Origin of the sequence: Wolbachia endosymbiont (group B) of Aricia artaxerxes (assembly GCF_964026975.1) — a bacterium.
Classification (GTDB): domain Bacteria; phylum Pseudomonadota; class Alphaproteobacteria; order Rickettsiales; family Anaplasmataceae; genus Wolbachia.
Window position 1 is genome coordinate 1,627,173 of sequence record NZ_OZ034718.1, and the last position, 26,621, is coordinate 1,653,793.

Consider the following 26,621-nt stretch of genomic DNA (forward strand, 5'->3'; position numbering starts at 1 on the left):
TAGAGGAAAATAATACACGTTGCTAAGTATAATAAAGAAAATGAGATACATCTTATATTTTTTCATGGAATAGGTGATAATTATAAGAATGCGGCCAGGTATATACAAGATAGATCTACATATCTCCATAGGTCTAATTTTCACACTCATGCACATAAATACCCAATTGCATTTCAAAACTATATAACTTACGCAATAGCTAGTTTCTTGTTTTTAGGAACATCAATACTATTACCAACTTTAATATTACTTACTAATCCAATGACATCTAGTACAGCAAGTTTAGCCATCTTAGCAGCTTTAACTTGTACCTTTTTATCTGTACCACCACTCATGATTCCATTTATAAATAAGAATCAAAGCTTATCTAAGTCTTCCAGGCTTTGTTGCATAGCACTGATAGGCATGTAAATCACAGTGAATTTACGCAGCTAATTTAAATTCAGCCATACCTATATCAGTAAATTTGTTCAATAAGTAGCACTTAATTAACAGCTCTTTTTCACGATTTACCTCTGATTTATTTTTCAAGCCAAACCCAAATATTTGCTTCAACCTATAGAAAAAGACTTCAATATAAGACCGTGCTCCATACTTAACTTTTTTCTTCCATTCATTAATACCATCTTCATAATTCTCATATGACCTAATTCTACTAATATACTTGTTTCTTTCTGATAAGTAGTCAGCTAAACAAATTTTAGTATCCTTCCTAGGGCGAATAATAGGCACAATATTGTATTTTCTGCATTCTTTATACACACTTTTTATATCATAAGCCGCATCTGCTCGAATAGAACAAATGTTATATTTATCACTGACTTCTTCTAACATATCGCAGACCGGCAAATAGTCTACAGCAACACCACTAGTGTAGTTCATGCTTATTGCTTTCTTATCATTTATGTTTAAAACAACATGTAATTTTCTTACTTGACCATAACCACTGTATTTTCTTTTTCGAATATTAAGCTTACTATGCCCACCGTTATTATTGTAGATACTAACTCTAGTGCTATCTACGGCAATTTCAACATTTTCCAGATCATCTTTATTGCTTCTATGGTCATCAATCTTCAAATTAAGCTTTTTAAATCTTCTGGAAGCTTGTGTATAGCTGATAATCTTAAGTTTTTTGCCTATTTGTACCATATAACCTTTTACAAAACCTACAGCTTGTCTCAAGCCAATTCTAAAAAGATGAACTATTATGTGTATTAAAATTACAACTTTATCACTATAAGTGTTATTGCCACCTGCAACTTTTGGACTATTTTCATACCGATTTTCTATGGCTTGATTAACAAAATGAAAAACATTTCCTCTTTTTTTGAGAAACTCGTTATATTCTCTTTGGTTACTTACTCTCATTTTTTGTGGCATAAGTTGTACTTGTTTGAAAAATGCCTATTTTACAACAAAATTCGTTAGTAGCCATATATTAAAAAGCTTTTCTTCTTACAATAACCTCAACCAACACTAGCTATGCAACAAAGCCAGTCTTCAATAGAAAAAATCAATGAATTAATGGAGAAGGGTGTGAAATCGGAAAATATAATACTTTTCGGCCATTCTTTTGGGGGAGCAGTTGCATCAGAAGTATTAAAATATTTTACAGACAAAAATATTAAACTTGGAGGCGTTATTTTTACTAGCACTTTCAGCTCTTTTCATAATGCAATAAAGCATTTTCCAATTCCTCAAGCAAAAATTTTAAGTGTACTGCCCTCATGCTTATTGAAAAAGATGCTTAAGGTCCTAAATTTAGATTTTGATATAGTAAGCAATATACAAAAGCTACAAAATGATAATATACCAATAGTAGTCATTAATCATGAAAGAGACACCTTAATACCATATCCTGCACAATTGGCAAAGGCAGTAGATGATCTATTGTTAAATAGAAATTCGATTAAGATCGTTAATCTGAGAGGCTTTACAGATAACCCGCATAACGGAGTTTTATCTAGTTGGCAATTGAGTGAAAATTTGGCTGATCTCATGCCTAATAAAATAATGAATAGGTAGTACTTACAAAAAACTTTATATTTTTCGGTAAATTAACTATTCTAAACACATGCAAAAACGTCATATAACTATTTGTTGTGTACTGCTTTTCATAATAGGGGCATTATTTTTGATGCGTCCTATGATTGTTCCGTGTCTAATATCTGTTTTTGTTGCACATCTATTTAACCCGCTAGTAACCAAGTTTGAAAAATATAGAATACCGCGTTCATGTTCTGTAGTTTTTATAACACTTGCCTTATTGATAGCTTTTATATTAGTTATTACATTTGTTTTACCTATTATATATTTTCAAATTACTTTAATATTAAATTTCTTAGTAAATAAGATACCTTCATTAAAGCTTAAAGTGATTCCTTCTGTGCTAGAATTTCTTAATATAAAAACTGAAGATAGTTTATTTGATCATTTGTCTAAAAATCTAGTAGAAAATTACAGTGATTATATATCTTATTTTATAAATGCTCTTAGCATGGGCAGTAATCTTATAATTCAAGTGCTAAATTCAAGCTTTAATTTGATTTACATGGTATCATTAATAGCTATTACGCTTGTGGTGTTTTTTTATGTATTACGTGATTGGCCTGCAATTGTAGAAAAGGCTAATAAACTAATTCCCATTCTTTACAGAGAAAAAGCTGCAGGTTATTTTTCCAAAGTAGATTTCATTATATCTAATTACCTAAGGGGACAGTTAAACGTATGTATAATCATGATGATCTTTTACTCCGTGGGCCTTAGCATAATTGGGCTGAAGCATTCTGTAGCTATTGGAATTTTATCAGGAATATTAACATTTATACCCTATATAGGGCCATTATTATACACTATTATCGGATTTTTGAGCGCCATTACTCAATTTAGTGGATGGTTTGAAAGTGCTGCTGTCTTGCTATTATTTAGTGTTGGTCAATTAATAGATTCAAGCATATTAGTGCCTTTATTAATAGGAAAAAAAGTTCATATACATCCAACTATCATTATTTTAGGAGTTGTCATATGCACCTCATATTTTGGATTTATAGGTATATTATTTTTTATTCCAATAATAGCAATGTTCAGTGTATTAGTAGAATATGCAGTCAATAAATATTTTGAAAGTGAGCTTTATAAAAATGGCTAATTAGTTCACGATAAAAAAAGGATCTCTGATACATTTGAGAGATGGTGCGACCTGAAAGTCTTCGGTCATATTGTTTAAAAGGAGAGGAATTCATTCAGAAAGAAACTGAAAGGATTCTAAAACTTATTAAACCAGATGTTTTGCCGTCTGAGTCTACGCATCAGTGCGAATCGGGCAGGCTTTGTTGCATAGCACTGATAGGCATGTAAATCACAGTGAATTTACGCAGCTAATTTAAATTCAGCCATACCTATATCAGTAAATTTGTTCAATAAGTAGCACTTAATTAACAGCTCTTTTTCACGATTTACCTCTGATTTATTTTTCAAGCCAAACCCAAATATTTGCTTCAACCTATAGAAAAAGACTTCAATATAAGACCGTGCTCCATACTTAACTTTTTTCTTCCATTCATTAATACCATCTTCATAATTCTCATATGACCTAATTCTACTAATATACTTGTTTCTTTCTGATAAGTAGTCAGCTAAACAAATTTTAGTATCCTTCCTAGGGCGAATAATAGGCACAATATTGTATTTTCTGCATTCTTTATACACACTTTTTATATCATAAGCCGCATCTGCTCGAATAGAACAAATGTTATATTTATCACTGACTTCTTCTAACATATCGCAGACCGGCAAATAGTCTACAGCAACACCACTAGTGTAGTTCATGCTTATTGCTTTCTTATCATTTATGTTTAAAACAACATGTAATTTTCTTACTTGACCATAACCACTGTATTTTCTTTTTCGAATATTAAGCTTACTATGCCCACCGTTATTATTGTAGATACTAACTCTAGTGCTATCTACGGCAATTTCAACATTTTCCAGATCATCTTTATTGCTTCTATGGTCATCAATCTTCAAATTAAGCTTTTTAAATCTTCTGGAAGCTTGTGTATAGCTGATAATCTTAAGTTTTTTGCCTATTTGTACCATATAACCTTTTACAAAACCTACAGCTTGTCTCAAGCCAATTCTAAAAAGATGAACTATTATGTGTATTAAAATTACAACTTTATCACTATAAGTGTTATTGCCACCTGCAACTTTTGGACTATTTTCATACCAATTTTCTATGGCTTGATTAACAAAATGAAAAACATTTCCTCTTTTTTTGAGAAACTCGTTATATTCTCTTTGGTTACTTACTCTCATTTTTTGTGGCATAAGTTGTACTTGTTTGAAAAATGCCTATTTTACAACAAAATTCGTTAGTAGCCATATATTAAAAAGCTTTTCTTCTTACAATAACCTCAACCAACACTAGCTATGCAACAAAGCCTATCTGGATTTTTCGACAATCTGGACCACGATTTAGCACTGCAGGCTATCAAGAAACACACAGACTGCAAATGGGTCATACTGTATGTTGAGAGGTGGATGAAAGCCCCCATTCAGCAAGCAGATGGCAGTAGGGTAACAAGGGATAAAGGAGTTCCGCAAGGAGGTTCAATAAGCCCAATCATTTCAAGCATATTTATGCACCATGCGTTTGATATGTGGATGAAACAAAATTATCCAACAGTACCATTTGAAAGATATGTAGATGATGCGATAGTGCACTGCAGAACTAAAAGACAGGCAGGATTTATGAAAGTAATGATTGAAGAAAGATTGGCTAAGTGTAAATTGAAGTTACATCCTGAAAAGACACAGATTGTGTACAGTAAGGATGATGATAGAAAAGAACAATTTCCTAAACAAAGCTTTGATTTTCTAGGTTATACTTTTAGACCTAGAGTAGCAAAGAATAAGATGAGGAATTATTTCATCTCATTTCTACCTGCAATTAGTAACAAAGCCAAGAAGAAGATCAAGAAAACCATAAAGTCATGGAGAATACATCGGATTACATGGACCACACTAGAGGAAATATCGAAGAAGATAGATCCAATAGTCAGAGGCTGGTTTCAGTACTATGGCAGGTTTTATAAATCAGAGATGTATCCATCTCTTAGAAATATAGAGAGATACCTCATAAGATGGGTCAGGACAAAATATAAGAAACTTCGTGATCACGGAAGACTAGCAAAGCAATTTCTAGGAAAAGTGAGAAAGAGGTCTCCAAGTATTTTCTATCATTGGACACTTGGGTTAGGATCAAAAGGCTAAATAATGGGAGCTGTATAAGCCGAGAGGTTTCCGTGCAGTTCTGCGAGAGACTGGTGGGGAAGCTCCGCCGGTCTACTCTCCTTATTATTTCAGGTTTCACACATGAAGTACTGGAAAAGGAAGTTAAGCCTTTAGTATCATCTTTTCTTCATGAGCGAGGTTTAATTCTGTCAGAAGAGAAGACAAAGATTACATCTATTACAACAGGGTTTGACTTTCTTGGTTGTAATGTACGTAGATATAATAAGAAGTTAATTATTAAACCTTCGAAAGAAAGTATTAAAAGACTTCTTAATAAAGCACGTACATTGATAAAAGCAAATATAGCGAACACTCAGGCTTTTACACTACCGACAATGTTGCAAAAAACATAAAAATAAAACTAGAGAAAACCATTTCTCGAAAACTTCTGTGTCCAGAACCAAGAGTCCGATTTACTTATAGCGCTAATAATCAATTAACCATCGGCTTTAAGGAATGATATGAACATATTATTTCAAGGAAAAGTCATGAGAAACAAGAGATTAGCTATCCAAATTAGCTGTAGCTATGAACCTAATCGGTTAGCAGAACAATGCTTATCAGATGCTTATGAAAAGGTAGTGTCAAAGGAAATAAGTCAAAAAAACTTAAAACATAAAAATGGGATTCAAGGAGGGTCAAATGGTAACAGTATGTTTATATGCGAGAGTTTCTTCGGGGAAACAAGTAGAAGGAAATACGATAGAAAGTCAAATTGCAGCTTTAGAGAAGCAAATTAATCTGGACGGATACAGATTGTTAAGTGAGTATAAATTTATTGATAACGGCTACAGTGGATCTCATTTAGTCCGCCCTGATTTAGAAAAATTACGTGATAAAGTAACAGAAGGTAAAATTGATAAGATTTACATTCATTCTCCTGATCGTTTATCTAGAAAATATGCATATCAAATGGTGCTGATTGAAGAATTTGAAAAAGCAGGAGCAAAAGTGGTTTTTTTAAATTATGAGATTAACGGTAACCCAGAATGGCTTTGTTGCATAGCACTGATAGGCATGTAAATCACAGTGAATTTACGCAGCTAATTTAAATTCAGCCATACCTATATCAGTAAATTTGTTCAATAAGTAGCACTTAATTAACAGCTCTTTTTCACGATTTACCTCTGATTTATTTTTCAAGCCAAACCCAAATATTTGCTTCAACCTATAGAAAAAGACTTCAATATAAGACCGTGCTCCATACTTAACTTTTTTCTTCCATTCATTAATACCATCTTCATAATTCTCATATGACCTAATTCTACTAATATACTTGTTTCTTTCTGATAAGTAGTCAGCTAAACAAATTTTAGTATCCTTCCTAGGGCGAATAATAGGCACAATATTGTATTTTCTGCATTCTTTATACACACTTTTTATATCATAAGCCGCATCTGCTCGAATAGAACAAATGTTATATTTATCACTGACTTCTTCTAACATATCGCAGACCGGCAAATAGTCTACAGCAACACCACTAGTGTAGTTCATGCTTATTGCTTTCTTATCATTTATGTTTAAAACAACATGTAATTTTCTTACTTGACCATAACCACTGTATTTTCTTTTTCGAATATTAAGCTTACTATGCCCACCGTTATTATTGTAGATACTAACTCTAGTGCTATCTACGGCAATTTCAACATTTTCCAGATCATCTTTATTGCTTCTATGGTCATCAATCTTCAAATTAAGCTTTTTAAATCTTCTGGAAGCTTGTGTATAGCTGATAATCTTAAGTTTTTTGCCTATTTGTACCATATAACCTTTTACAAAACCTACAGCTTGTCTCAAGCCAATTCTAAAAAGATGAACTATTATGTGTATTAAAATTACAACTTTATCACTATAAGTGTTATTGCCACCTGCAACTTTTGGACTATTTTCATACCGATTTTCTATGGCTTGATTAACAAAATGAAAAACATTTCCTCTTTTTTTGAGAAACTCGTTATATTCTCTTTGGTTACTTACTCTCATTTTTTGTGGCATAAGTTGTACTTGTTTGAAAAATGCCTATTTTACAACAAAATTCGTTAGTAGCCATATATTAAAAAGCTTTTCTTCTTACAATAACCTCAACCAACACTAGCTATGCAACAAAGCCACCCAGAATCTCAATTACTGTTACAAATGCAAGGTATGATAGCAGAATATGAACGTGCGAAAATTATGGAACGAAGTCGTCGTGGTAAAATCTATGCAGCTAACAAAGGCTATGTAAATGTAATGGGAGGAGCTCCTTATGGTTATCGTTATATAGATAAGCATATGGGAGGAGGACAAGCTTTATTTGAGATTAACGAAAAAGAAGCTGATGTCGTTCGTAAAGTATTTTTGTGGATAGGCAGAGAAAGAACAAGTATTGGGGAAGTATGTCGTCGGCTAAATACTATGTCCATTAAGACACAAAAAGGAAAAGAACGCTGGAATAAAGGTACAATTTGGAGTATGTTGAAAAACCCTGCTTACAAAGGACAAGCAGCTTTTGGTAGAAGAAGGTTAGGAGTAAGATTAAAGCAAGTAAGACCACAGAAAGGCTCTTGTGAGCAGCCAAAAAGTAACCACTCTGTCTATCCTGTTGAAAAAGCAAATTGGATTTATATTAAAGTGCCAAATATAGTAGATGAAGATATATTTGATATTGTTCAAGAACAATTAGCTGAAAATAGAAAAGTAGCAAGGACAAGAAAAAGAGGAGCAAAGTACTTACTACAAGGTTTAGTCATATGTAAGCGTTGTAATTACGGATGTTACGGAACTTGCATGAGAAGTAGACGAGAAGAAGAAGGTGGTCATTATGCATATTACCGTTGTAGTGGTAAAGATTCTTACCGTTTTGGTGGTAATAAGATTTGTGACAATAAACCCATTCGCTCAGATGCATTAGAAACAGCTGTGTGGGAAGAGGTTAAGCAGTTATTGAAAAATCCAAACAGGATTTTAGAAGAATACAAGCGTAGGCTTTCAGAACTAAAAAAATCATCATTGGATCAAAAAAGTGACCTGCTAGAGAAACAAGAAAATAAATTAAAACGTGGTATTGCTAGACTTATCGATAGTTATGCTCAAGAATATATCAATCAAGAGGAATTTGAACCACGAATTAAAGCAATGAAACAAAGCTTAAAAACAATTAAAGAAGAGAAGAAAAAGATATTTTATCAAAAGGAATTAGAACAGGAGGTAACTCTGGTTGTGGCCAATTTAGAAGACTTTTCTTCCAATATTACGTTAAACCTTGATAACGCAGACTGGTTAACTAAACGTGATATTATCAGAACATTGGTCAAGAGAATTGAAATTAACCTTGAGGACGTAAATGTGGTATTTCGCGTAAAAGAGCTACCGAACTCTTCTGGACATAATGGAAAGGAAAATAAAAATTTGCAACATTGTCGTAGGTGTATTACCAACAAAACCTAGCATAACTTTTGTGCTCAAAAGATTTCTGGATTCCAGCATCAAGTGCTGGCCTGAAGCTTTAGTTACAAGTATTAAGAAATTCACCAAATGAAGAAAAAAGGCAAAAGAATCCCCGTGTAACGAGTTTTGACCCTATAATAATGTAAATTGGCATTGTAATAATGTGCTAACGCTTATTTAAAGCGCATTTTGGCTGAATGTAGAAAAAATAAAAAAGACATGCAGCCGCTATAATTTTATGTAATCTGCCAATATATACCTGAGTTTTTTACTGAATTTTGTTGTTAAATCTGCAGAGATTAAAAACAAGGATAAATACTCTTATTGATAAGATAAGGGAGTTGGGGAAATTTGTAAAGTAATCTTTTTCGTTTGTATTCCCTTATGCTTGAGATAACTGCATGCAGGTTCATGGATCTCTTTACTCTTTAATTTCGATGAATTCCCTTTGAAGTTGAATATTGAAAATTAACTGGAGAATTGTGAATTACTTTGTATATGTGATAACAAGCCATGGCGCTCTCAGCAAAACCATTTAGTATCAATTTTAGTTTGTCTGGATAAGTAGCTATATCTCCGATTGCATATATTCTATCTCTACTGGTTCTAAGTGTAGCTGGGTCGACAATTATGCGGCCATGTTCTAACTCTATACCCCAATTGTTTATTGGACCAAGATTCATTGATAATCCAAAAAATGGCAGCAAAAAATCAGCGGATATTTCTCTTTCTTCCTTAGAGGCAATGTTTTTTACTATCACTGCTCTCAACTGCCCATTACCTCCTGCTAGTTCGTGTAATTGATATGGCACTACCAGTTCTATCTTTCCGTCATTTTCAAGTGATTCTAATTTATTTCTAGTTTCAGGAGTGCAGCGAAATTCCTTTCTCCTATGTATCACATAAATTTTCTTCGCAACTTTAGAAAGTTCTACAGTCCAATCAGCCGCAGAATCACCCCCCCCTGCAATGACTATAGTTTTGTCCTGAAAATCAGAAATTTTATTTACACTATAAAATACAGATTTATTTTCATATTCTAATATACCCCTTAAGGGTGGACGGTTAGGTTCAAACATTCCGTTACCTGCAGCAATGATAACGGCTTTGCATTTTACCTCTGTACCTATGTTCGTTATGATAGTAAAGTTTTCACCTTCGTTATTTGAAATCTTTTCCACTTTTTGACTTAAATGGTAAACAGGCTCAAACGGTGAAGCTTGCTCCATTAACTGCTCAATTAATTTTTGGGCAGTAATTACAGGATAACCAGGTATATCATATATTGGCTTTTCTGAGTAAAGAGCTGTGCATTGTCCTCCTGCTTGATCCAAAACATCTATTACATGACATCTCATATCAAGCATTCCCGCTTGAAAAGCAGTGAATATTCCAATAGGCCCTGCACCTATTATTACTATATCGGTTTCCATATTCAGATGGTGATCTATTTATAGATATTAGCTTTCTTTGCTAACAAGGTCAATTTACAAAGGGATGTATTTTTAAAAGATGTGGCTAGATTAGATAAGATTTCCAGCGTTATGAACCATCTAAATAAGCTCTAAAAATTAACTAACATTTTAAATCTGAGAAGTAAGTGCGGACGGAATGGGATTCGAACCCATGGTACGTTTCCGTACGTCAGTTTTCAAGACTGGTGCCTTAAACCGCTCGGCCATCCGTCCACCTCTTTTTTACCACAATATTTAATTTCAAGCAATCTATAAAAATCTTACTTGCCTACACAAAAGCTACTAAACACACTATCCAATATTTCCTCAACATTAATAATTCCAATCACTGCACCAAGTTCAAATGCAGCAAGCCTCAAGTCTTCAGATATCAACTCAATTGGATTATCGATTTTAAAACGTTGTAAATGTTCCAGTGCTTTCTGCATGTGACTCCTATGTCTTTGCCGAGTAATCACAGGAGTGTCTCTATCATGCCCAAATTTTTCCTCTGCCTTCTTTTTTATGAGAGAGATCAACTTGTTTGTACCTATTCCCTTTAAAATAGAAATAGGTAGAAAATCTACACCGCCAATCAGTATATTTCTGTCATTAATTGCATCGTCAGCTTTGCTCAATACATAAATAGTATCGCTATTTACAACGTTGCAATTGATATTATGACGCTGTTCAAAAGGAAATAGTTCTATTCTTAAATCAGCTTCAAAAGACCTTTTTTTCGCTCGACTTATACCTTCTGATTCTATTGGATCTGAACTCTCACGAATTCCAGCAGTATCAGAGAGAATGATTGGGTATCCCCCAATGTCAATATGAGCTTCAAGTATATCTCTTGTTGTGCCTGCATATTCAGAAACAATAGCAATATCACGCTTGGCTAAGAAATTAAACAGAGTTGATTTACCGACATTTGGTTCACCAGTTATTACAATATGTAAACCCTCACGCAACCTTTCGCCCCGTCTATTATCATTTAAATGCTCTTGTATCAACTGCACGAGAGATTGCACTTCATTATTAATTTTTTCCAATTCACTTTTTTCTGCCCAAATGTCCTCTGGAAAGTCTATATATGCTTCGATTTTGGATTGTATCGTTATTAATCTTTGCCTCCAATTGCTGTATAGTCTCTCCAATTCTCCTGATATCTGCTTAATCGCTTGTTTAGCTTGCATTTTCGTTTCAGCATCAATTAAGTCTGCAATTCCTTCTATTTGCGTTAAGTCAAATTTACCATTTAGAAAAGCCCTAAGTGAGAATTCTCCAGGCCTGGCCATAACGAAAATTTTTGATAATTTCTCCAAGATGATTTTTATGACGGCCTTGCTTCCATGCACTTGTAACTCTATAACATCCTCGCCAGTGAAACTGTTTGGAGCAGGGAAATAGATGATTATTCCATTATCTATCAATTGATTGGAATCATCATATAGATCAACTAAAGTAGCAAATCTTGGTTTGATTTTTTTCTTAATATGAAAATGATTTAAAGCTTTAAGGGTGTAGTTGCCTGAAATTCTGATTACTGCAACTCCTGACTTACCAAATACGGTCGACAAAGCAAAAATAGTTTCATTTGTGTTTGTCATTATTTATATAAACTACTTAGCAATTTAAGAAATCGAAATACCTAATCTAAAAAATTTTTGCTTATATTACTTATTCATATTAATGCAGTATTAGTAAATATATTGTATAGAAAAACTACAAAAGTCATCCAGATGAAAATATTTATTTTGAAAACTGATAATATGATTTATAATGACTGACACAAGTTTTAAATATTATGCTCAAGAAATTAGCTTGGTATTGGTCTTCTGTAGAGTTAATTAAAGGGTTTGTTATTACATTAAAATATATGTTCAAACCAAAGGTTACTTTGAGGTATCCTATGGAGAAGGGCCCTTTAAGTCCAAGGTTTCGTGGTGAGCATGCGCTGCGTAGGTATCCAAATGGTGAAGAACGATGCATAGCTTGTAAGTTATGCGAAGTTATCTGCCCTGCTCAAGCAATAGTTATTGAAGCAGAGGAAAGAGAAGACGGTAGTCGCCGCACCACACGCTATGATATTGACATGACAAAATGCATATATTGCGGACTTTGCCAAGAAGCATGTCCAGTTGATGCAATTGTGGAGGGTCCTAACTTTGAATTTGCTACTGAAACAAGAGAGGAGCTAATGTACAATAAAGAAAAGCTATTGCGTAATGGTGAAGTTTGGGAAGAAGCAATTGCACTCAGGTTAAAAAAGAATAGGCCGTATTATTAACTAGGTATGTCAACAATTAAAATTTCTTACAGCAAGTATGTAATAGATCTCTTGTACAACTGTTATTTAACTGAAAGATCAGTAGCTCACCTTTTGGTGTCATTCCAGCGCGTGGCGCTGGAATCTAGAAAAGAAAGAAACATGGATCCCAGTGTCAAGCACTGGGATGATAAAAGGTCTAATGAATGATAAAAGTTACCTTTTTAGCCGAACAAAAAGTAAAAGAATACAGTGGTAGAGTCACTGGCTTTGATATATTACAACCGGATGCTTTGAGAGAAGCAATTGCCTTTAAGGTAAATGGTGAGTTGTATGATCTCTCACGTGAAATTGAATCTGATACAGAGATAGAGGTAATACAACTGAGTGACGAAGCGGGTTTAGATATAATAAGGCATGATGCTGCTCATATAATGGCGCAGGCAGTAAAAGAGCTCTTTCCTAATACTCAGATTACTATCGGGCCAACAATTCAAGATGGTTTCTACTATGATTTTGCTACAGATCGTACCTTTACCACGGACGATCTTGCTGCAATAGAAAAAAAAATGAAGGAAATTATAAAAAGTAACCACAGATTCGTCCGAGAAGTTTGGACTCGTAAGCAGGCAATTGATTTCTTTAGTGATATAGGTGAAAGATACAAGGTTGATATTGTCTCATCAATACCAGAAAACGAAAACCTAACTGTTTATAAACAAGGCAACTTTGTAGACCTATGTCGTGGTCCGCACTCACCATCAACTGGCAGAGTTAAAGCGTTTAAACTTATGAAAGTAGCAGGTGCATACTGGCGTGGCGATTCTAAGGGCCCAATGTTGCAAAGAATATATGGCACCGCGTGGAGAAATAAGGATGAATTAAATACTTATCTTAAACGTCTGGAGGAAGCAGAAAAACGCGACCACCGCAAAATTGCTAAGGATATGGACTTATTTCACATTCAAGAGGAAGCTGTTGGGCAGATTTTTTGGCATGAACAGGGATATACTTTATATAATGTTCTTGAGTCTTACATCAGAAAAAAGTTAATGAACAATGGCTACTTTGAGGTGAAAACCCCTATTTTAGTAAGCAAAGAGCTGTGGGGAAAATCGGGACATTGGGATAAGTTTCGTGAAAATATGTTCATTATTGATGAATCTGAAAGTAAAAAGCTAGCAATAAAACCCATGAATTGCCCTTGTCATGTGCAGATTTTTAATTCTCACATCAGAAGCTATCGTGATTTACCGATACGTATGGCAGAGTTTGGCACATGCCATAGAAATGAAAGCTCAGGCTCATTGCATGGACTGATGCGAGTGCGTGGTTTTACGCAAGACGATGCACATATTTTTTGTATGGAAAAACAAGTGAATTCTGAAACTGTAAAGTTTTGTGACCTTTTAAAAGAAGTATATTCAGAACTTGGGTTCAATGAAATTTCTGTGAAATTTTCAGACCGTCCAGATACTAGATCAGGTAATGATGAAGTGTGGGATAGAGCTGAAAGAGCACTGCTTGAAGCAGTTAAAGAAGCAGGGCTTAGTTATGAACTTAATCCTGGTGAAGGTGCATTTTATGGTCCAAAGTTAGAGTTTATTTTGAAAGATGCAATAGGTAGAAATTGGCAATGTGGAACGTTGCAAGTTGATTTTATTTTACCGGAGCGGCTTGGAGCTTTTTATATAGGAACAGACGGGCACAAGCATCACCCTGTCATGTTACATAGGGCAATTCTTGGAACTTTTGAGCGTTTTATTGGAATTTTAATAGAAAATTATGCAGGAAAATTTCCAGTTTGGCTTGCTCCAACACAGCTTGCTATTCTGACCATTACAAATGAGTCTGACGGTTATGCTACAGAAATCAGCAACGTTTTAAAAGAACAAGGTGTGAGAATCAAAACTGATTTGACCAATGAAAAAATTAGCTATAAGATACGTTTGCATAGTTCAAGTAAGGTACCTATATTATGGATCATAGGCAAAAATGAAGTTACAAATAAAACTGTGTCAGTGAGAAATTTAGGATCGGAAAAACAGGAGTCTTTTTCTTTGGAGAATGCTACTGAATTGCTGTTAAAGATTATTAATTTGAATTAATGGAGCTAAAATTTGCAAGTCAAAAAGAACAATAAAAACAGAATTAATGAACTCATCACAGCTAAGGAGGTACGCTTAGTTGATCATAGTGGTGAAATGGTCGGAATTGTTCCAATAGAAAAAGCTTTGGAAGTTGCACAAAGTGTTAATTTAGACTTGGTAGAAATCGCACCTGATTCAACTCCTCCAGTATGTAAAATTCTGGACTATAGCAAACAAAAGTATGATATAAAAAAGAAGGCAAGTGAAGCAAAAAAGAAACAAAAAACATTAACTATAAAAGAAATTAAACTGGGTCCTAATATTGGTGATCACGACTACGAAACAAAATTGCGTCAAGCAAGGGATTTTCTTGTGCATGGACATAGAATTAAAGTCACAATGAGATTTAGAGGGAGAGAGCTTGTAAACACTGAAGTTGGACTGAAAAAATTAGAACGGCTAATTAGAGACGCTGAAGATATTGCAAAAGTAGAATTAGCACCTAAAAGGGAAGGAAATCAATATTCTTTAACTTTAGCTGCTAAGTAGTAAAATCATTTAAAAGTATAAGTTAAGTTACTATCCTCTCTTCAATTATATGACGAAAATGTCTGATTAATCCTTGAACTGGCCAAGCTGCAGCATCGCCAAGTGCACAAATTGTATGCCCTTCTATTTGAGTTGTAAGGTCAAGTAGCTTATCTACTTCACCAGGTTTAATATTTCCTGCTACCATTCTTCTCATAATCCTCCACATCCATCCAGTGCCTTCACGGCATGGTGTACATTGTCCGCAGGACTCATGCATATAGAAATGTGATAATCTTTCTATTGCAGCTATTATGTCAGTTGATTTATCCATCACTATTACAGCAGCAGTACCAAGCCCTGATTGTGCAGCCCTTAATGAATCAAAATCCATTTCAATAGTATCACATATAGATTTTGGAATTAGTGGGACTGAAGACCCACCAGGTATTACAGCAAGTAAATTATCCCAACCTCCTCTCACTCCACCTGCGTATTTTTCAATTAATTCACGCAGTGAAATTCCGAGCTCTTCTTCAACATTACATGGATTATTTACATGCCCTGAAATGCAAAAGACCTTAGTGCCAGTATTATTTGGTTTACCAAGAGATGCAAACCACTCTCCTCCGCGATTTAGAATATCTGGAACCATGGCTATAGTTTCAACATTGTTTATTGTAGTTGGACAACCAAAAAGTCCAACACCTGCAGGAAATGGAGGTTTCATGCGAGGAAAGCCCTTTTTTCCTTCAATGGATTCGAGTTGAGCTGTTTCTTCCCCACATATGTAAGCTCCTGCACCCCTATGGATAAACACATCAAGATCATAACCTGATTTGCAGGCATTTTTTCCAATTAAGTTTTCTTTATAGGCTTCCTCAAGTGCCTTTTTTAGAACTAAATATTCATTATAAAATTCACCCCTGATATAAATATATGCAACTGATGCGCTGATCGCTCTGCCAGCTAGAAGAATTCCCTCAAGTAACTTATGTGGCTCATATCGTAATATATCTCTATCTTTACACGTACCAGGTTCTGACTCATCTGCATTGACTACTAAATACGCTTTTAAAGGATTTTTAGGCATAAAGCTCCACTTAAGGCCAGTAGAAAATCCTGCACCCCCTCGACCTCTCAAGCCAGATTTCTTTACTTCATCAATGATTTTTTCTGATCCTAAATCCAGTAATTCCTTTGTTTTTTGCCAACTACCACGTTTTTTTGCACCTTCAAGTAGTGGTGTTTCTTTACCATTTAAGTTTATGAATATTTTATCCTGTTCTTTTAGCATGCTTTTAAGATTCTAAGTGATCCCGACGCGATTCGAACGCGTGACCCACTGATTAAAAGTCAGTTGCTCTACCGGCTGAGCTACGGGATCATTTTATTTTTCAGCTACACTAAACAGTAATATAGTTTTTATCCGTTTTAATCAAACTAAAATTTTCATGTGTGGTTAAATAAATTACATAATGTACTGCATTAGTGATAATTTAATTAAAAATTTTTGAAGGAAAACTTCTTGTTAATTCAAAGATTCATTTTGGTAAAGCTGACGTACAACTCTAAAAAGATAGAGAATTATACATAAATGCAGAATTTGTGCACTATTTAGCAATAGCCTCACAAATAAATATTTCTTGCATTTCAGCGTGAGTGATTTATGCTTTAAGCAAGAATTGGGGGCATAGCTCAGCTGGTAGAGCATCTGTTTTGCACGCAGAAGGTCAGCGGTTCGATCCCGCTTGCCTCCACCAATATAGGTTCTAGCGTATCATAAAGTCAGCTTATTTTAATCTAGGAGTGTTTTATACTAGTTTCCTAAAAAATCCCTCTTTCTATAACTTTTCTTTATGCAAGTAATGTGTGTTATTATAATTCTGATATATACTAACTTAACAATAAATTAATCAATAAATGTTAGAATAGCTATAATTAAGTTGATTAGGAAATACTTATGAGTAGCAAGAAACGCGTTTTTAAGATGGTACCCGGAGAGGAATTATCAAAAGGATTTGGTAACAACGTCTATTGGCCTGAATTTTCTCTTTTTCAATCGGTTAAAAAAGTTAAGCTTGTGCAACTGGGAAAAGAAGATGAAACGATAGAATTACCAATAAGATTATGCGGCAATAACATCCTTGGAGATACCTTTTATTGCATAAGAAACGAAGAGGGAAATACTTTGAAAGGTAGTTTTTCTAGAGATAAACCATGTTATACAAAAAACAGTTGTGCATTTGTATATTATAATGATATGTTAGTCAAGCTATCAATGAAATCGTACTCTGTAGACTGCGAAGAAGGTTGTTCTGGTACTTTGCGTAATGATATTAAATCTGAGAGATCTAAGTACATTTATGTAACACAGGAAGAATTGTCTGATACTTATAAATATTATTTCTCAGATTATCAAGGAAATATTGTTAATTCACCTGACAATCAGGCATTACAATATATTGGGCTGGACGTCAGTGAAGAAACAGTAAAAAATATATTATCTAAAATACCAGAGAATATAATACTATCAAAGGTGTTTGCTAAAATTTTTGTTGGGGGACTAACAGAAGATCAGTTAGAAACTCTTACCCATACTCTTAGTGAAGTCCAAATAGAGAACTTAGTAAAGCACTTAACAGATAATCAATGGAAAACTTTGGTGAGTCATTTAACCAATCACCAATTACATATTCTTGCTTATGAACTAAATCCAGAAAAATTACAAATAATTATTCCTATTTTAAATGATGATCAGCTTGGAGCCCTAGTGAGAGAATTAAATCCAGAGCAAGTAAGAGAAATTTTACCTCATTTAAAAGTCGATCAGTTCAAGGCACTTATCAATAATATAGACGATTATCAGCTTGTAGAATTAGCAAAAGATTTAGATGAGCACCATTTGACCATTCTTTCCAAGGAATTGTGGTCTGAGCAACTTCCAGCCCTAGTACACACTTTAGAAGGAGATAGGTTACATAATTTAATTAATAAACTAGACCACGATAAACTTGCAATAGTAGCTCGAGATTTAACTGATTCTAATAAGATTCAGATTATCATTAAGTCTTTAGCTGACAACCCAGACAAACTTCAAGCTTTTGCTCGCAATATGTCTAATGAGCAGTTTAAAGAACTTTTGGATAATTTAGGTGCAGGAGAGCTGAAAGATATTATTCACAAATTGCCTCACGAGAAAGTCATATCTGTGATTGGTGATCTTGGCAGTAAAGGTCAGTCCAATGCTATCATTGATGCATTGAAAGAGAAATTTAACGAGCAAAATGAAAAAATGAAAGAGCTTCTGGATAAGGTTGACCGAATGATTCCTGAGGAGAGTGAAGCAAATTGGAATGATGCACATCCATCAACTTACGTTTTTCAAGATATGAATACTGAGTTTGCAATAATAGATAATTTATTGTGAACTTGGATATTGATAAATTAACAGTGTGCATGTGAAACTAAAAAATAATTTAAACTTTAATAATTTATGGAGGTAATTTATATGAGTAAGAACTCACAAAACCTTTTACAAAGTGCTAATAATGAAGAACAACTTATAAGCGCTCTTGGTCTTGTTACACTTAAGACAGGTACTGGTAAGAATATACAGGACTTAAAAAAAGCGGTTAGTGGTGATACTGTTAAAAAAGCATTTGATGAATTAGCTAATAATATTAATGAAAAATTTATTAATAAGTTAAATATTATGTTAAAACAAGAGCAAGATAAAGTCGTAAGTTTGCAAGATATTATAGGCGACACAAGTAAAGGATTACAAAAAGATCTAGCAGATTTAACAGCTAAATTAGATAGTATATTACCTGAGGAAGCACCAACCCATCCTGATATACTCTAGTAGTTAGGAAAGTAACAGCTTGCTAGCAGGCTGTTACTCTTTTTACATGCTATTTCAGTGTAACTGAGTTGATTTTAAAATTTTATGGAGCTAACATGAGTAACAACAGTAAACAAGAAAGCGAAAATAACTTTGAAGTAATAAACCAAATGAGCGATTTCAACTTTAAAGAAATAGACAATATAGAAGTTGAAGTTAAGCCCACAAACTTTGAGGACATTGAAGATAAAATTGCAACAATTCATTACGTCTATCAAGTTATGGATAAGTTAGTCTGCGATTTAAACGAGAAGTTTGTTTCGGGCTTGCGTGTCTCAATTATGGAGAACATAGCACAACTTAGAGGAGAGTTTATTGATATGAACCAACACTTGGCCGAAGGTTTATCTCATTTGAATAAGTTAATTCAGCAGGATGGATTTATTGATAATAATCAAAACTATAGAACATGGGCAGAAGAACTTGATCACCTAAGGGGCGAAGTTGAAGGATTAAAAGCAGCAATAATTGACCATAATGACGTAGAATGGGAAGCACCAACTCACTCTGATATATTGTGGTAGTTAGGAAAGTAACAGCTTGCTAGCAGGCTGTTGCTTTCTTTCACATACCATTTCAATACAACTGAATTAGGAAATCTATTTTAGGACTTTCGGCTTATAGTTCTCATCATGTTTTGCAAACACCGTATCTGCAAGAAAGGTACCATTATCAAACATTTTACCTTGTACAACAACACCACTTTTTTCTGAAAACATTGGTGGAAGTATTCCCTGATATTTCACCATAACGCTCTTATTAAAATCTGTCATCTGAAAAATTACTTCGCTTTCGCTCCGTATCACGCTATTTTCAACAATCATTCCACCAACACGGATTGGCTTTTGATTATTTGGTAAAACTATTGCCTCACTTACTGTATAGAAAAATGAGATATTTTCTTTGAGCGTTGTTAAAATAAAAAAAACTGCACAACTTAAAAAGCAGAAAATTCCTGAAGTTATAAGTAATCGCTTATGTTTCTTCTTCATTATTATCTTTCAGGCTTTCTAGAATTTTTTTACTTTTAGTATAGCAAGAAACGGTAAAAATCAAATTTCCACCAATCAGTATGAAACTAATAAGGTAAGCAAAAATTACATATGTATTCATAATGCACTGCCAATAAATAACTCACCTGCATCAAAATAAATTAAGCTTCCATCCTTTTGCTGCAACACCAATTTACCACTTTTATCTATATCAGCAAAAATTCCTTCATACAATTTGTCAGCTAACTTTACACTGATTTGCTCATTCATTTTGAATGCTTTTTTTAACCACATTTCTCTTATAGCATAAAACCCATCAAATAGCCATTGCTTTCTTAGCTTATTAAAATTTATTATTAATTCCTTTAACAGATCCATGTTAGACACAGATTCACCGTAATTGCTAATGCACGTTGTGCCTGGAAGTGGCGCATGATTGACATTAATTCCAATTCCTATAATGAGCCAATTTGAATTGGATTTTTTTTCAACCAATATTCCGCTTATTTTCTTGCCATCGATTAGAATGTCATTTGGCCATTTATGTTGAAGATTGAGATCGTTTATGAATTGATCTCTTGTCATCCCAGTGCTTTGACACTGGGATCCAGAAGAAAAAGTATGGATTCCAGTGTCACGCACTGGAATGACACCGCAGTGGGTTTGATTATTCAAGAAATTTAACGATAATAAAGTATTTCCAACAGCAAGAGCAGTCACAAAAGTCAATTCTGTCAATTTGCTGACATCCTTTTCTTGGTTAATTATCAAACTCGCATAGAGATTACCCTCTGGAGAAATCCAGCTTTTTCCAGTGCGTCCCCTGCCTTCTGTTTGTTTATCAGCAATAATGACAGTTTCATTTGATATCCCTTTCTCAATTAAACCCAATGCTTCTTTATTAGTACTTGGAACTTCTTTGTAATGATAAATACGAAAACCTTCAAGGATCACCTTGTCAGCCCTTTAGTTTAATGAGTGAGTCAAGATCTTCTACATACAAGAAAAGAACGAGATTGATCAGTGAAGCCACTGAAGTGATAATGAATAGACTCTTAGAATAAGCAACCTTATTACCACTAGCTTTATCAAAATACATAACTTTCATGATATTTAAATAATAGTAGCATGATATCACACTCGATATTACAAGGATCAAAGACAGGCTGATAAAGCCAGAATTTATTAAACTTTTGAATATAAAAAATTTAGCGATAAAACCTGCAAGTGGAGGCATTCCCGACATCGAGAGTAATAGTATAGAAAGATGGAATGCTAAAATTGGTTGCTTTTTTCCTATACCAGATAAATTTGCAATATCACAATCATCATCGTCAATTTGTACGAGATATGAGAATAGCCCTATGCTTGTGATGATATATATCACCAGATACATTAAGGCACTATCTGTTCCTGCTTGTGTAAAAATAGAAAGTGAAGCAAATATAAAACCAATGTGACCAATTGAACTGTAAGCAAGCAGCCTTTTTAAGTTTTGCTGACGCAAAGCCCCAAAAGCTGAGATAAGCACAGACAATGCTGAAACGTATAAGAAAATAGGCTGAACATAACTTTTTACATTTACTAACTCTTCATTCATCAATCGAATTAAAAATGTTACAAGTGCAGCTTTTGGGGCCGTAGAAAAAAACGCAGTTACTATGGTAGGTGCACCTTGATAAACATCTGGAGCCCACATATGAAAAGGAACAATAGCAAGCTTGAAACACAAACCAATTAGAACAAAGACTAACCCAAAGACTATTCCATAAGTTATCTGATGGTTTTGCAAGAATGAACCGAGCTCAGAGAAATTGACTTGTCCTGTATATCCATAAAGCAGCGACATTCCATATAGCATAATGCAGGAAGATAGTGCACTGAGTGTAAAATATTTCACTCCCGCTTCACATGAATAAATCGAATCTTTATTAAAGCTCGCAAGAACATACAAAGATATACTCATCAACTCAAAAGCTAAATAAAAAGAGATCAGACTATTTGCTGAAACCAAAGTTATCATGCCAAACAGTGCAAAAAGAATCAGTATTGAAAATTCATATTTATAGTCATATTTTGATAAATTCAGCATCAAAAGTATTAAAATTCCTGTGCTGAGAATTAACCCTTGGGCTGACCTGATGTATAAATTGAGTTTTAACAACGAATTAAAGAGAAAAATTTCATTGTTTTCTGCCGAAAGAATTAAAATAATTAAAGTTACCACTGTGCAGCCAAGTGCTAATAAGTTGATAGTTCTGCGGTTAAATATAATCCCAAGCAGTAGCAACACTAACGAGGAGATAATAGAGAACATTTCCGGCAATATCTGTATATAATTCATAGCGCATTATATTTGACTAACAAATTTGCCATACATGGCTTCAAATAATTCAGTGCAAGGGTTGGGTAAAATCCAAGCAAAATAACAAACACTGCAAGCAGAATTAAGACAGAAAATTCTATGCTATCCAAACGGTTATTTAATAATTTAGAATAGCTAACCCCCCATATTATTTGCTTACATAAATTCAGCATATAAACTGCGCTTAAAATAGTGCCAAGTGCGATAAATCCTGTAAAAAACCCTATGCTCTTAAACATCCCAACCATAGCCAAAAACTCACCTGCGAACCCAGATGTTCCAGGTAGCCCTATTGAAGCCATTGAAAATAAAATGAACATAAAACCAAATTTTGGCATTGTGTTTACTATGCCAAAATATTTTGCAATCTCCAAAGTTCCAGTTCGAGTATATAGCATTCCAACACATAAAAATAAAGCAGCAGAAATAAGGCCATGACTAATCATTTGAAATATGCTACCCAGTACTCCTTCCTCACAAAATGAAAAGAGGCCAGCAGTAACGATCCCCATATGTGCTATTGAAGAATAAGCTATTAACTTCTTTATATCATCTTGAGCAAACGCAACTAGAGAAGCATATATCACCGCAATAATGCTCAGCACAACAACGAAATTTGAAAAATACAAACTTGCCTGAGGAAGCATTGGAATAGAAAACCTTAAAAATCCATATCCCCCCATTTTAATAAGCAAGCCAGCTAAAATCACAGATCCAGAAGTTGGTGATTGCACATGCGCATCAGGAAGCCAAGTGTGAAATGGAAACATAGGTACTTTTATTGCAAAAGAAATAAAAAATGTAATCCACAGCAATGACTGCACTTCAAGATCAAGGCTTGGCACTAATGTAGCTAATTTTTGTATATTAAACGTCCCAAAAGTACTATAGATATACACCAATCCAAGCAGAAATAATAATGAGCCAGTTAATGTATAAAGAAATAACTTAAACGTCGCATATATCCTTTGCTTCCCTCCCCAAATGCCAATAATAAAGAACATTGGTATTAAAACAGCTTCAAAAAACACATAAAAGCTTATAGCATTCAGTGAAACGAAAAAACCGACTACAAAACTCTCAAGCAGTAGAAATAATGCCATATAGGCTTTTAGGGTCGTATAACTCATTTTGCAGTTATAGAGTATACAAATTACAAACAAGAAAGTTGTAAGCAGAAGGAAAAGCAACGATATACCATCTATCCCTATTCCTACATTCTTGATTGGATAGCTGACAAACTGAAAGTCCGCATTGTTATAATCAAATTCTATACAAGCTACAATGCTAAGCAAAAATGGAAGTATAGCAAAAAATAGGGCAAGGAATTTTAGGTGTATAGATTGATGATTAATCCTGATCGAGGATAAAATCAACGCTCCTATCAGTGGAAGCAAGAATATACTAAGTAACAACACCTTCTATTTAATTCCAATAATATATAAAGCACCGATTATTAAAGTAACAAACATAATAAATGCATAATCAAATATATAACCAGTTTGTAACTTTATAGAACTTTTTGAACATTCATTAACCAACCTTACAACACCATTTGGTCCAAATGAATCAATAGCCTTAACATCAAACTTCCATAGAAGCCTAGATATAAACCTTATCGGTGCAATTATAACAAACTCATACACCTCATCAAAGTACCATTTATTCTGCAAAAACTTAAGTAAAAATTTACTCTTAATTTGCCTAATTACTTGATATTGGTAAATTAGGCACGCAAGTGCTATTCCACTTAGGCTTGCTAAGGTTGGCAGTAGTTTTATAAAGAAATTATGAACTCCATGCTCATCAATCATCACTAAACTTGATTTCCAAAACGCATTACTAGTTATGTTCAAAATATTTGCTCCCCATATTCCAGAAAATACTGATCCAAAAGCGAGTATCAGTAATGGTATAAGCATAATCTTTGGTGCCTCATGTATATTAATTTTACTTTGTTTTTGGCTGTGGAACACAAGAAGCAATAACCTCCAAGAGTAAAACGCTGTGAAGAATGCAACAACTAAGCTTATTACAAAAGCAAAGCTATCCGTGCTATAAGCATGTTCAATTATCAAATCCTTTGAGTAAAAACCTGCAAATGGAAATATTCCAGAAAGCGCAAGAGATCCAATCCACATGAGAGTATAAGTGCAAGGGATTTTCTTCCAGCAATTTCCCATTTTCTGAATGTTTTGCTCATGATGCATTGCATGAATCACATTGCCAGCACCAAGAAATAGTAGAGCTTTAAAAAAAGCGTGTGTCATTAAATGAAAAATAGCAACATTGTAAGCAGAAAGCCCACATGCCATGAACATATAACCAAGTTGACTGCAGGTTGAATAAGCAATTATTTTTTTTATATCGTTCTGAGTAATCGCAACCGTAGCTGCAAAGAAAGCAGTAAGTGCCCCAACAATAACTATTAATTCTCGTGCCACATTTGATAGCTCAAATAATGGAGAACATTTTGCTACTAAAAATATACCTGCTGTTACCATCGTTGCTGCGTGAATGAGTGCAGAAACAGGGGTTGGCCCTTCCATTGCATCTGGCAACCAAACATGTAAACCAAGCTGTGCAGATTTACCCATACAGCCAATAAAAAGTAATATGCATATTATATGAGTTACTTTGAATTCACAGCAGAATGCCCTAATGTTCTGCGTGCCAAGAAGATCAGTTGTGTCAAAAACTTCAGTAAAATTCAAAGAGTGAAATGTATAATAAATAAGAAAGGTTCCAATCAATAGTGCAAAGTCTCCTACCCTATTCACAACAAATGCTTTAATTGCTGCATTATTTGCAGAATATTTTTGGAACCAAAATCCTATGAGTAAATAAGAACATAGGCCAACCCCTTCCCAGCCAAAAAAAAGCTGCACGAAATTATCGCTTACAACCAGCACAATCATGCAAAACGTAAATAGCGATAGGTAAGAAAAAAACCTCGACTTCCCCTTATCATGCTCCATATAACCGATAGAGTAGAGATGTACTACCAGTGAAACGGTGGTAATAACAATAAGCATTAAGGATGAGAGAGCATCCACACTAATTGCCCAATTTACTTTTAATACACTTAATGAAAATAAAGGAAATAAACTCAAGTGATAATTTTCAGAGAAGGTGAGAAAAACATACCAAGATAAAACTGCAGATATTCCAATCCCTGCCGTTGTAACTAACTGACTAAAAACATCTCTTCTAAAAAGTGCTGCAAACAGTGAACCAAAGAGTGGCAAAAATACTATTAATTTCAGTATATCCATCATTCTTTCATTAAATTTGCTTGTTCAACGTCTATATTGCCACGGCTTCTATAATATACAACCAATATTGCAAGCCCAACTCCTGACTCTGCTGCCGCAACAGTCAACACAAACATCACAAAAATTTGCCCAACTATATCATTCATAAAGGCAGAAAAAGCAACTAAGTTGATATTAATTGCCAGCAATAATATTTCTATTGATAACAATATATTGATTATGCTCTTACGGTTGATGAAAATACCGCACACTCCAATAGTGAACAAAACAGCAGCAACTATCAAAAAGTGATTTAATCCTATTTCCATTCTACTCCTTTTCCAAATTTAGCCTTAATCAATTTTACAGATGAAGATTGTGTCAATTGCTTTAATACATTCTGTTTTTTAACTCCTTTTTTCTTGTCCTGCAAAGTAAGAGCAATTGCACCGACAATTGCAACAAGCAGCAGAATACCAGAAAGATGAAAAGCGTACATGTAGTCGGTATACAGCAAATTACCAATAGCTTTCACATTATTGGTATTATAGTTTATAACATTGCTTATATTCGGTGCTGAGCTGCGGATTACAAAGCTGATGACTAGAAAAAACACAACACACAACATAGCACCAAGAGTGCAATGCTTTGCAAAACCCTGGCGCAACCTTATGTAGTCAATATCGAGCATCATAACTACAAAGAGGAACAACACCGCAACCGCACCGATGTATACTATCATCACCATCATAGCAATGAACTCAGCTCCAAGGAGAATGAAAAGAACTGCAGAGTTAACGAAGGTGAAAATTAAAAATAATACTGCATGCACAGGATTTCTTACACTAATTACGCATACAGCAGATAAAATGCTGAGAATTGCAAAAAAATAAAAGAAAAAAGGCATCGATACTTTAACTGCAACAATAGTTACTAACTTAAGGTAATTGTTGCTGTAAAGTCAATACTATATTAAAGATTTGAAAATATCGTACTACAAGCTTCAACTCCTCAGTAATGCAATAAACACTCTTGACA

27 protein-coding genes and 3 tRNA genes are annotated in these 26,621 nt (G+C 34.1%); 13 read left to right on the forward strand and 17 right to left on the reverse strand.

What is annotated here, in order from left to right; genetic code table 11:
• Window positions 1-188: 188 nt before the first annotated feature.
• Both AAGE00_RS07630 and AAGE00_RS07635 read right to left on the reverse strand, forming a co-directional pair.
• Complete coding sequence (locus tag AAGE00_RS07630; protein WP_019236829.1) at window positions 189-335, reverse strand: hypothetical protein; 147 nt, start codon at window positions 333-335, stop codon at window positions 189-191.
• An 88-nt stretch (window positions 336-423) separates the two neighbouring features.
• Window positions 424-1,383: an IS5 family transposase gene (locus tag AAGE00_RS07635; RefSeq protein ID WP_341815220.1), complete on the reverse strand. Its 960-nt coding sequence runs from the start codon at window positions 1,381-1,383 to the stop codon at window positions 424-426.
• 102 nt (window positions 1,384-1,485) lie between these two features.
• Between AAGE00_RS07635 and AAGE00_RS07640 the strand changes: the two genes are divergently transcribed.
• Both AAGE00_RS07640 and AAGE00_RS07645 read left to right on the forward strand, forming a co-directional pair.
• On the forward strand, window positions 1,486-2,028 hold the full coding sequence (locus AAGE00_RS07640) for an alpha/beta hydrolase (RefSeq protein WP_341815247.1): 543 nt from the start codon (window positions 1,486-1,488) through the stop codon (window positions 2,026-2,028).
• Window positions 2,029-2,077: 49 nt separating this feature from the next.
• A complete protein-coding gene (locus AAGE00_RS07645) occupies window positions 2,078-3,151 on the forward strand; it encodes an AI-2E family transporter (RefSeq protein ID WP_213863752.1) in 1,074 nt (357 codons plus the stop codon).
• A gap of 221 nt (window positions 3,152-3,372) precedes the next feature.
• Here AAGE00_RS07645 and AAGE00_RS07650 read toward each other — a convergent pair whose 3' ends face one another.
• On the reverse strand, window positions 3,373-4,332 hold the full coding sequence (locus AAGE00_RS07650; RefSeq protein ID WP_341815149.1) for an IS5 family transposase: 960 nt from the start codon (window positions 4,330-4,332) through the stop codon (window positions 3,373-3,375).
• A 102-nt stretch (window positions 4,333-4,434) separates the two neighbouring features.
• Here AAGE00_RS07650 and AAGE00_RS07655 point away from each other — a divergent pair, with 102 nt between their 5' ends.
• The 3 genes from AAGE00_RS07655 (at window position 4,435) to AAGE00_RS07665 (ending at window position 6,321) form a co-directional block, all read left to right on the forward strand.
• Window positions 4,435-5,277, forward strand: coding sequence for a reverse transcriptase domain-containing protein (locus tag AAGE00_RS07655; protein ID WP_341815248.1), 843 nt, complete (start codon window positions 4,435-4,437; stop codon window positions 5,275-5,277).
• 53 nt (window positions 5,278-5,330) lie between these two features.
• Complete coding sequence (locus tag AAGE00_RS07660) at window positions 5,331-5,651, forward strand: hypothetical protein (protein WP_341815249.1); 321 nt, start codon at window positions 5,331-5,333, stop codon at window positions 5,649-5,651.
• Between the two features lie 268 nt (window positions 5,652-5,919).
• Entirely contained in the window at window positions 5,920-6,321 is a 402-nt protein-coding gene (locus AAGE00_RS07665) for a recombinase family protein (protein ID WP_341815196.1), read from the forward strand.
• 12 nt (window positions 6,322-6,333) lie between these two features.
• Here AAGE00_RS07665 and AAGE00_RS07670 read toward each other — a convergent pair whose 3' ends face one another.
• On the reverse strand, window positions 6,334-7,293 hold the full coding sequence (locus AAGE00_RS07670; protein ID WP_341815220.1) for an IS5 family transposase: 960 nt from the start codon (window positions 7,291-7,293) through the stop codon (window positions 6,334-6,336).
• Between the two features lie 102 nt (window positions 7,294-7,395).
• On the opposite strand from AAGE00_RS07670, the gene AAGE00_RS07675 reads away from it, so the two are divergent.
• A complete protein-coding gene (locus AAGE00_RS07675) occupies window positions 7,396-8,727 on the forward strand; it encodes a recombinase family protein (protein ID WP_341815250.1) in 1,332 nt (443 codons plus the stop codon).
• 428 nt (window positions 8,728-9,155) lie between these two features.
• Here the strand turns inward: AAGE00_RS07675 and AAGE00_RS07680 are convergent, their stop codons facing one another.
• The 3 genes from AAGE00_RS07680 to mnmE form a co-directional block, all read right to left on the reverse strand.
• Window positions 9,156-10,160, reverse strand: coding sequence for an NAD(P)/FAD-dependent oxidoreductase (locus AAGE00_RS07680; protein WP_341815251.1), 1,005 nt, complete (start codon window positions 10,158-10,160; stop codon window positions 9,156-9,158).
• A gap of 170 nt (window positions 10,161-10,330) precedes the next feature.
• Window positions 10,331-10,415: transfer RNA gene (locus AAGE00_RS07685), tRNA-Ser, on the reverse strand.
• Between the two features lie 47 nt (window positions 10,416-10,462).
• Window positions 10,463-11,791 carry a tRNA uridine-5-carboxymethylaminomethyl(34) synthesis GTPase MnmE gene (mnmE, locus tag AAGE00_RS07690; RefSeq protein ID WP_007302394.1) on the reverse strand — a complete coding sequence of 443 codons (1,329 nt, stop codon included), beginning with the start codon at window positions 11,789-11,791 and terminating at the stop codon, window positions 10,463-10,465.
• A 197-nt stretch (window positions 11,792-11,988) separates the two neighbouring features.
• On the opposite strand from mnmE, the gene nuoI reads away from it, so the two are divergent.
• From nuoI to infC, 3 genes are all read left to right on the forward strand, one after another.
• Window positions 11,989-12,471, forward strand: coding sequence for an NADH-quinone oxidoreductase subunit NuoI (gene nuoI, locus AAGE00_RS07695; protein ID WP_012481971.1), 483 nt, complete (start codon window positions 11,989-11,991; stop codon window positions 12,469-12,471).
• 185 nt (window positions 12,472-12,656) lie between these two features.
• Complete coding sequence (thrS, locus tag AAGE00_RS07700; protein WP_213863851.1) at window positions 12,657-14,558, forward strand: threonine--tRNA ligase; 1,902 nt, start codon at window positions 12,657-12,659, stop codon at window positions 14,556-14,558.
• 12 nt (window positions 14,559-14,570) lie between these two features.
• Window positions 14,571-15,089, forward strand: coding sequence for a translation initiation factor IF-3 (gene infC, locus AAGE00_RS07705; protein ID WP_007302391.1), 519 nt, complete (start codon window positions 14,571-14,573; stop codon window positions 15,087-15,089).
• Between the two features lie 22 nt (window positions 15,090-15,111).
• Here infC and nuoF read toward each other — a convergent pair whose 3' ends face one another.
• Both nuoF and AAGE00_RS07715 read right to left on the reverse strand, forming a co-directional pair.
• On the reverse strand, window positions 15,112-16,365 hold the full coding sequence (gene nuoF, locus AAGE00_RS07710; protein ID WP_007302390.1) for an NADH-quinone oxidoreductase subunit NuoF: 1,254 nt from the start codon (window positions 16,363-16,365) through the stop codon (window positions 15,112-15,114).
• Window positions 16,366-16,382: 17 nt separating this feature from the next.
• A tRNA-Lys gene (locus tag AAGE00_RS07715) sits at window positions 16,383-16,455 on the reverse strand.
• Window positions 16,456-16,755: 300 nt separating this feature from the next.
• Between AAGE00_RS07715 and AAGE00_RS07720 the strand changes: the two genes are divergently transcribed.
• The 4 genes from AAGE00_RS07720 to AAGE00_RS07735 all read left to right on the forward strand — a co-directional run bounded on the left by AAGE00_RS07720 (window position 16,756) and on the right by AAGE00_RS07735 (window position 19,496).
• Window positions 16,756-16,831 (forward strand) — tRNA-Ala (locus tag AAGE00_RS07720).
• 200 nt (window positions 16,832-17,031) lie between these two features.
• Window positions 17,032-18,498, forward strand: a complete 1,467-nt coding sequence (locus tag AAGE00_RS07725) for an MgtE intracellular N domain protein (protein ID WP_213863850.1) — start codon at window positions 17,032-17,034, stop codon at window positions 18,496-18,498.
• Window positions 18,499-18,579: 81 nt separating this feature from the next.
• Window positions 18,580-18,933: a hypothetical protein gene (locus AAGE00_RS07730; RefSeq protein WP_213863849.1), complete on the forward strand. Its 354-nt coding sequence runs from the start codon at window positions 18,580-18,582 to the stop codon at window positions 18,931-18,933.
• A gap of 95 nt (window positions 18,934-19,028) precedes the next feature.
• Window positions 19,029-19,496: a hypothetical protein gene (locus AAGE00_RS07735; RefSeq protein ID WP_213863848.1), complete on the forward strand. Its 468-nt coding sequence runs from the start codon at window positions 19,029-19,031 to the stop codon at window positions 19,494-19,496.
• A gap of 75 nt (window positions 19,497-19,571) precedes the next feature.
• Here the strand turns inward: AAGE00_RS07735 and ccmE are convergent, their stop codons facing one another.
• The 8 genes from ccmE to AAGE00_RS07775 are packed head-to-tail and all read right to left on the reverse strand — an operon-like array spanning window position 19,572 to window position 26,490.
• Entirely contained in the window at window positions 19,572-19,964 is a 393-nt protein-coding gene (gene ccmE, locus AAGE00_RS07740; protein ID WP_012481969.1) for a cytochrome c maturation protein CcmE, read from the reverse strand.
• Window positions 19,948-20,085, reverse strand: a complete 138-nt coding sequence (locus AAGE00_RS07745) for a hypothetical protein (protein WP_007302385.1) — start codon at window positions 20,083-20,085, stop codon at window positions 19,948-19,950. The genes ccmE and AAGE00_RS07745 overlap by 17 nt, the downstream gene beginning before the upstream one ends.
• On the reverse strand, window positions 20,082-20,918 hold the full coding sequence (locus AAGE00_RS07750) for a biotin--[acetyl-CoA-carboxylase] ligase (RefSeq protein ID WP_007302384.1): 837 nt from the start codon (window positions 20,916-20,918) through the stop codon (window positions 20,082-20,084). Before AAGE00_RS07750 ends, AAGE00_RS07745 begins: the two co-directional genes overlap by 4 nt.
• Window positions 20,919-20,922: 4 nt before the next feature.
• Window positions 20,923-22,308 (reverse strand): NADH-quinone oxidoreductase subunit N, encoded by a 1,386-nt coding sequence (locus AAGE00_RS07755; protein ID WP_341815252.1) that lies wholly within the window; start codon window positions 22,306-22,308, stop codon window positions 20,923-20,925.
• Window positions 22,305-23,747 carry a NuoM family protein gene (locus AAGE00_RS07760; RefSeq protein WP_012481967.1) on the reverse strand — a complete coding sequence of 481 codons (1,443 nt, stop codon included), beginning with the start codon at window positions 23,745-23,747 and terminating at the stop codon, window positions 22,305-22,307. The genes AAGE00_RS07755 and AAGE00_RS07760 overlap by 4 nt, the downstream gene beginning before the upstream one ends.
• A gap of 3 nt (window positions 23,748-23,750) precedes the next feature.
• A complete protein-coding gene (gene nuoL, locus AAGE00_RS07765; protein ID WP_341815253.1) occupies window positions 23,751-25,607 on the reverse strand; it encodes an NADH-quinone oxidoreductase subunit L in 1,857 nt (618 codons plus the stop codon).
• Window positions 25,604-25,912, reverse strand: coding sequence for an NADH-quinone oxidoreductase subunit NuoK (gene nuoK, locus AAGE00_RS07770; protein ID WP_006012916.1), 309 nt, complete (start codon window positions 25,910-25,912; stop codon window positions 25,604-25,606). Before nuoK ends, nuoL begins: the two co-directional genes overlap by 4 nt.
• A complete protein-coding gene (locus AAGE00_RS07775) occupies window positions 25,903-26,490 on the reverse strand; it encodes an NADH-quinone oxidoreductase subunit J (RefSeq protein WP_006279581.1) in 588 nt (195 codons plus the stop codon). The genes nuoK and AAGE00_RS07775 overlap by 10 nt, the downstream gene beginning before the upstream one ends.
• Window positions 26,491-26,621 lie beyond the last annotated feature (131 nt).

Bases quoted from the DNA above. Each gene is read 5' to 3' on its own strand.
- AAGE00_RS07630 (WP_019236829.1), bottom strand. From the start codon at position 335: ATGAGTGGTGGTACAGATAAAAAGGTACAAGTTAAAGCTGCTAAGATG.
- AAGE00_RS07635 (WP_341815220.1), bottom strand. From the start codon at position 1,383: ATGCCACAAAAAATGAGAGTAAGTAACCAAAGAGAATATAACGAGTTT.
- AAGE00_RS07640 (WP_341815247.1), top strand. From the start codon at position 1,486: ATGCAACAAAGCCAGTCTTCAATAGAAAAAATCAATGAATTAATGGAG.
- AAGE00_RS07645 (WP_213863752.1), top strand. From the start codon at position 2,078: ATGCAAAAACGTCATATAACTATTTGTTGTGTACTGCTTTTCATAATA.
- AAGE00_RS07650 (WP_341815149.1), bottom strand. From the start codon at position 4,332: ATGCCACAAAAAATGAGAGTAAGTAACCAAAGAGAATATAACGAGTTT.
- AAGE00_RS07655 (WP_341815248.1), top strand. From the start codon at position 4,435: ATGCAACAAAGCCTATCTGGATTTTTCGACAATCTGGACCACGATTTA.
- AAGE00_RS07665 (WP_341815196.1), top strand. From the start codon at position 5,920: ATGGGATTCAAGGAGGGTCAAATGGTAACAGTATGTTTATATGCGAGA.
- AAGE00_RS07670 (WP_341815220.1), bottom strand. From the start codon at position 7,293: ATGCCACAAAAAATGAGAGTAAGTAACCAAAGAGAATATAACGAGTTT.
- AAGE00_RS07675 (WP_341815250.1), top strand. From the start codon at position 7,396: ATGCAACAAAGCCACCCAGAATCTCAATTACTGTTACAAATGCAAGGT.
- AAGE00_RS07680 (WP_341815251.1), bottom strand. From the start codon at position 10,160: ATGGAAACCGATATAGTAATAATAGGTGCAGGGCCTATTGGAATATTC.
- mnmE (WP_007302394.1), bottom strand. From the start codon at position 11,791: ATGACAAACACAAATGAAACTATTTTTGCTTTGTCGACCGTATTTGGT.
- nuoI (WP_012481971.1), top strand. From the start codon at position 11,989: ATGCTCAAGAAATTAGCTTGGTATTGGTCTTCTGTAGAGTTAATTAAA.
- thrS (WP_213863851.1), top strand. From the start codon at position 12,657: ATGATAAAAGTTACCTTTTTAGCCGAACAAAAAGTAAAAGAATACAGT.
- nuoF (WP_007302390.1), bottom strand. From the start codon at position 16,365: ATGCTAAAAGAACAGGATAAAATATTCATAAACTTAAATGGTAAAGAA.
- AAGE00_RS07725 (WP_213863850.1), top strand. From the start codon at position 17,032: ATGAGTAGCAAGAAACGCGTTTTTAAGATGGTACCCGGAGAGGAATTA.
- AAGE00_RS07730 (WP_213863849.1), top strand. From the start codon at position 18,580: ATGAGTAAGAACTCACAAAACCTTTTACAAAGTGCTAATAATGAAGAA.
- AAGE00_RS07735 (WP_213863848.1), top strand. From the start codon at position 19,029: ATGAGTAACAACAGTAAACAAGAAAGCGAAAATAACTTTGAAGTAATA.
- ccmE (WP_012481969.1), bottom strand. From the start codon at position 19,964: ATGAAGAAGAAACATAAGCGATTACTTATAACTTCAGGAATTTTCTGC.
- AAGE00_RS07745 (WP_007302385.1), bottom strand. From the start codon at position 20,085: ATGAATACATATGTAATTTTTGCTTACCTTATTAGTTTCATACTGATT.
- AAGE00_RS07755 (WP_341815252.1), bottom strand. From the start codon at position 22,308: ATGAATTATATACAGATATTGCCGGAAATGTTCTCTATTATCTCCTCG.
- nuoL (WP_341815253.1), bottom strand. From the start codon at position 25,607: ATGATGGATATACTGAAATTAATAGTATTTTTGCCACTCTTTGGTTCA.
- nuoK (WP_006012916.1), bottom strand. From the start codon at position 25,912: ATGGAAATAGGATTAAATCACTTTTTGATAGTTGCTGCTGTTTTGTTC.
- AAGE00_RS07775 (WP_006279581.1), bottom strand. From the start codon at position 26,490: ATGCCTTTTTTCTTTTATTTTTTTGCAATTCTCAGCATTTTATCTGCT.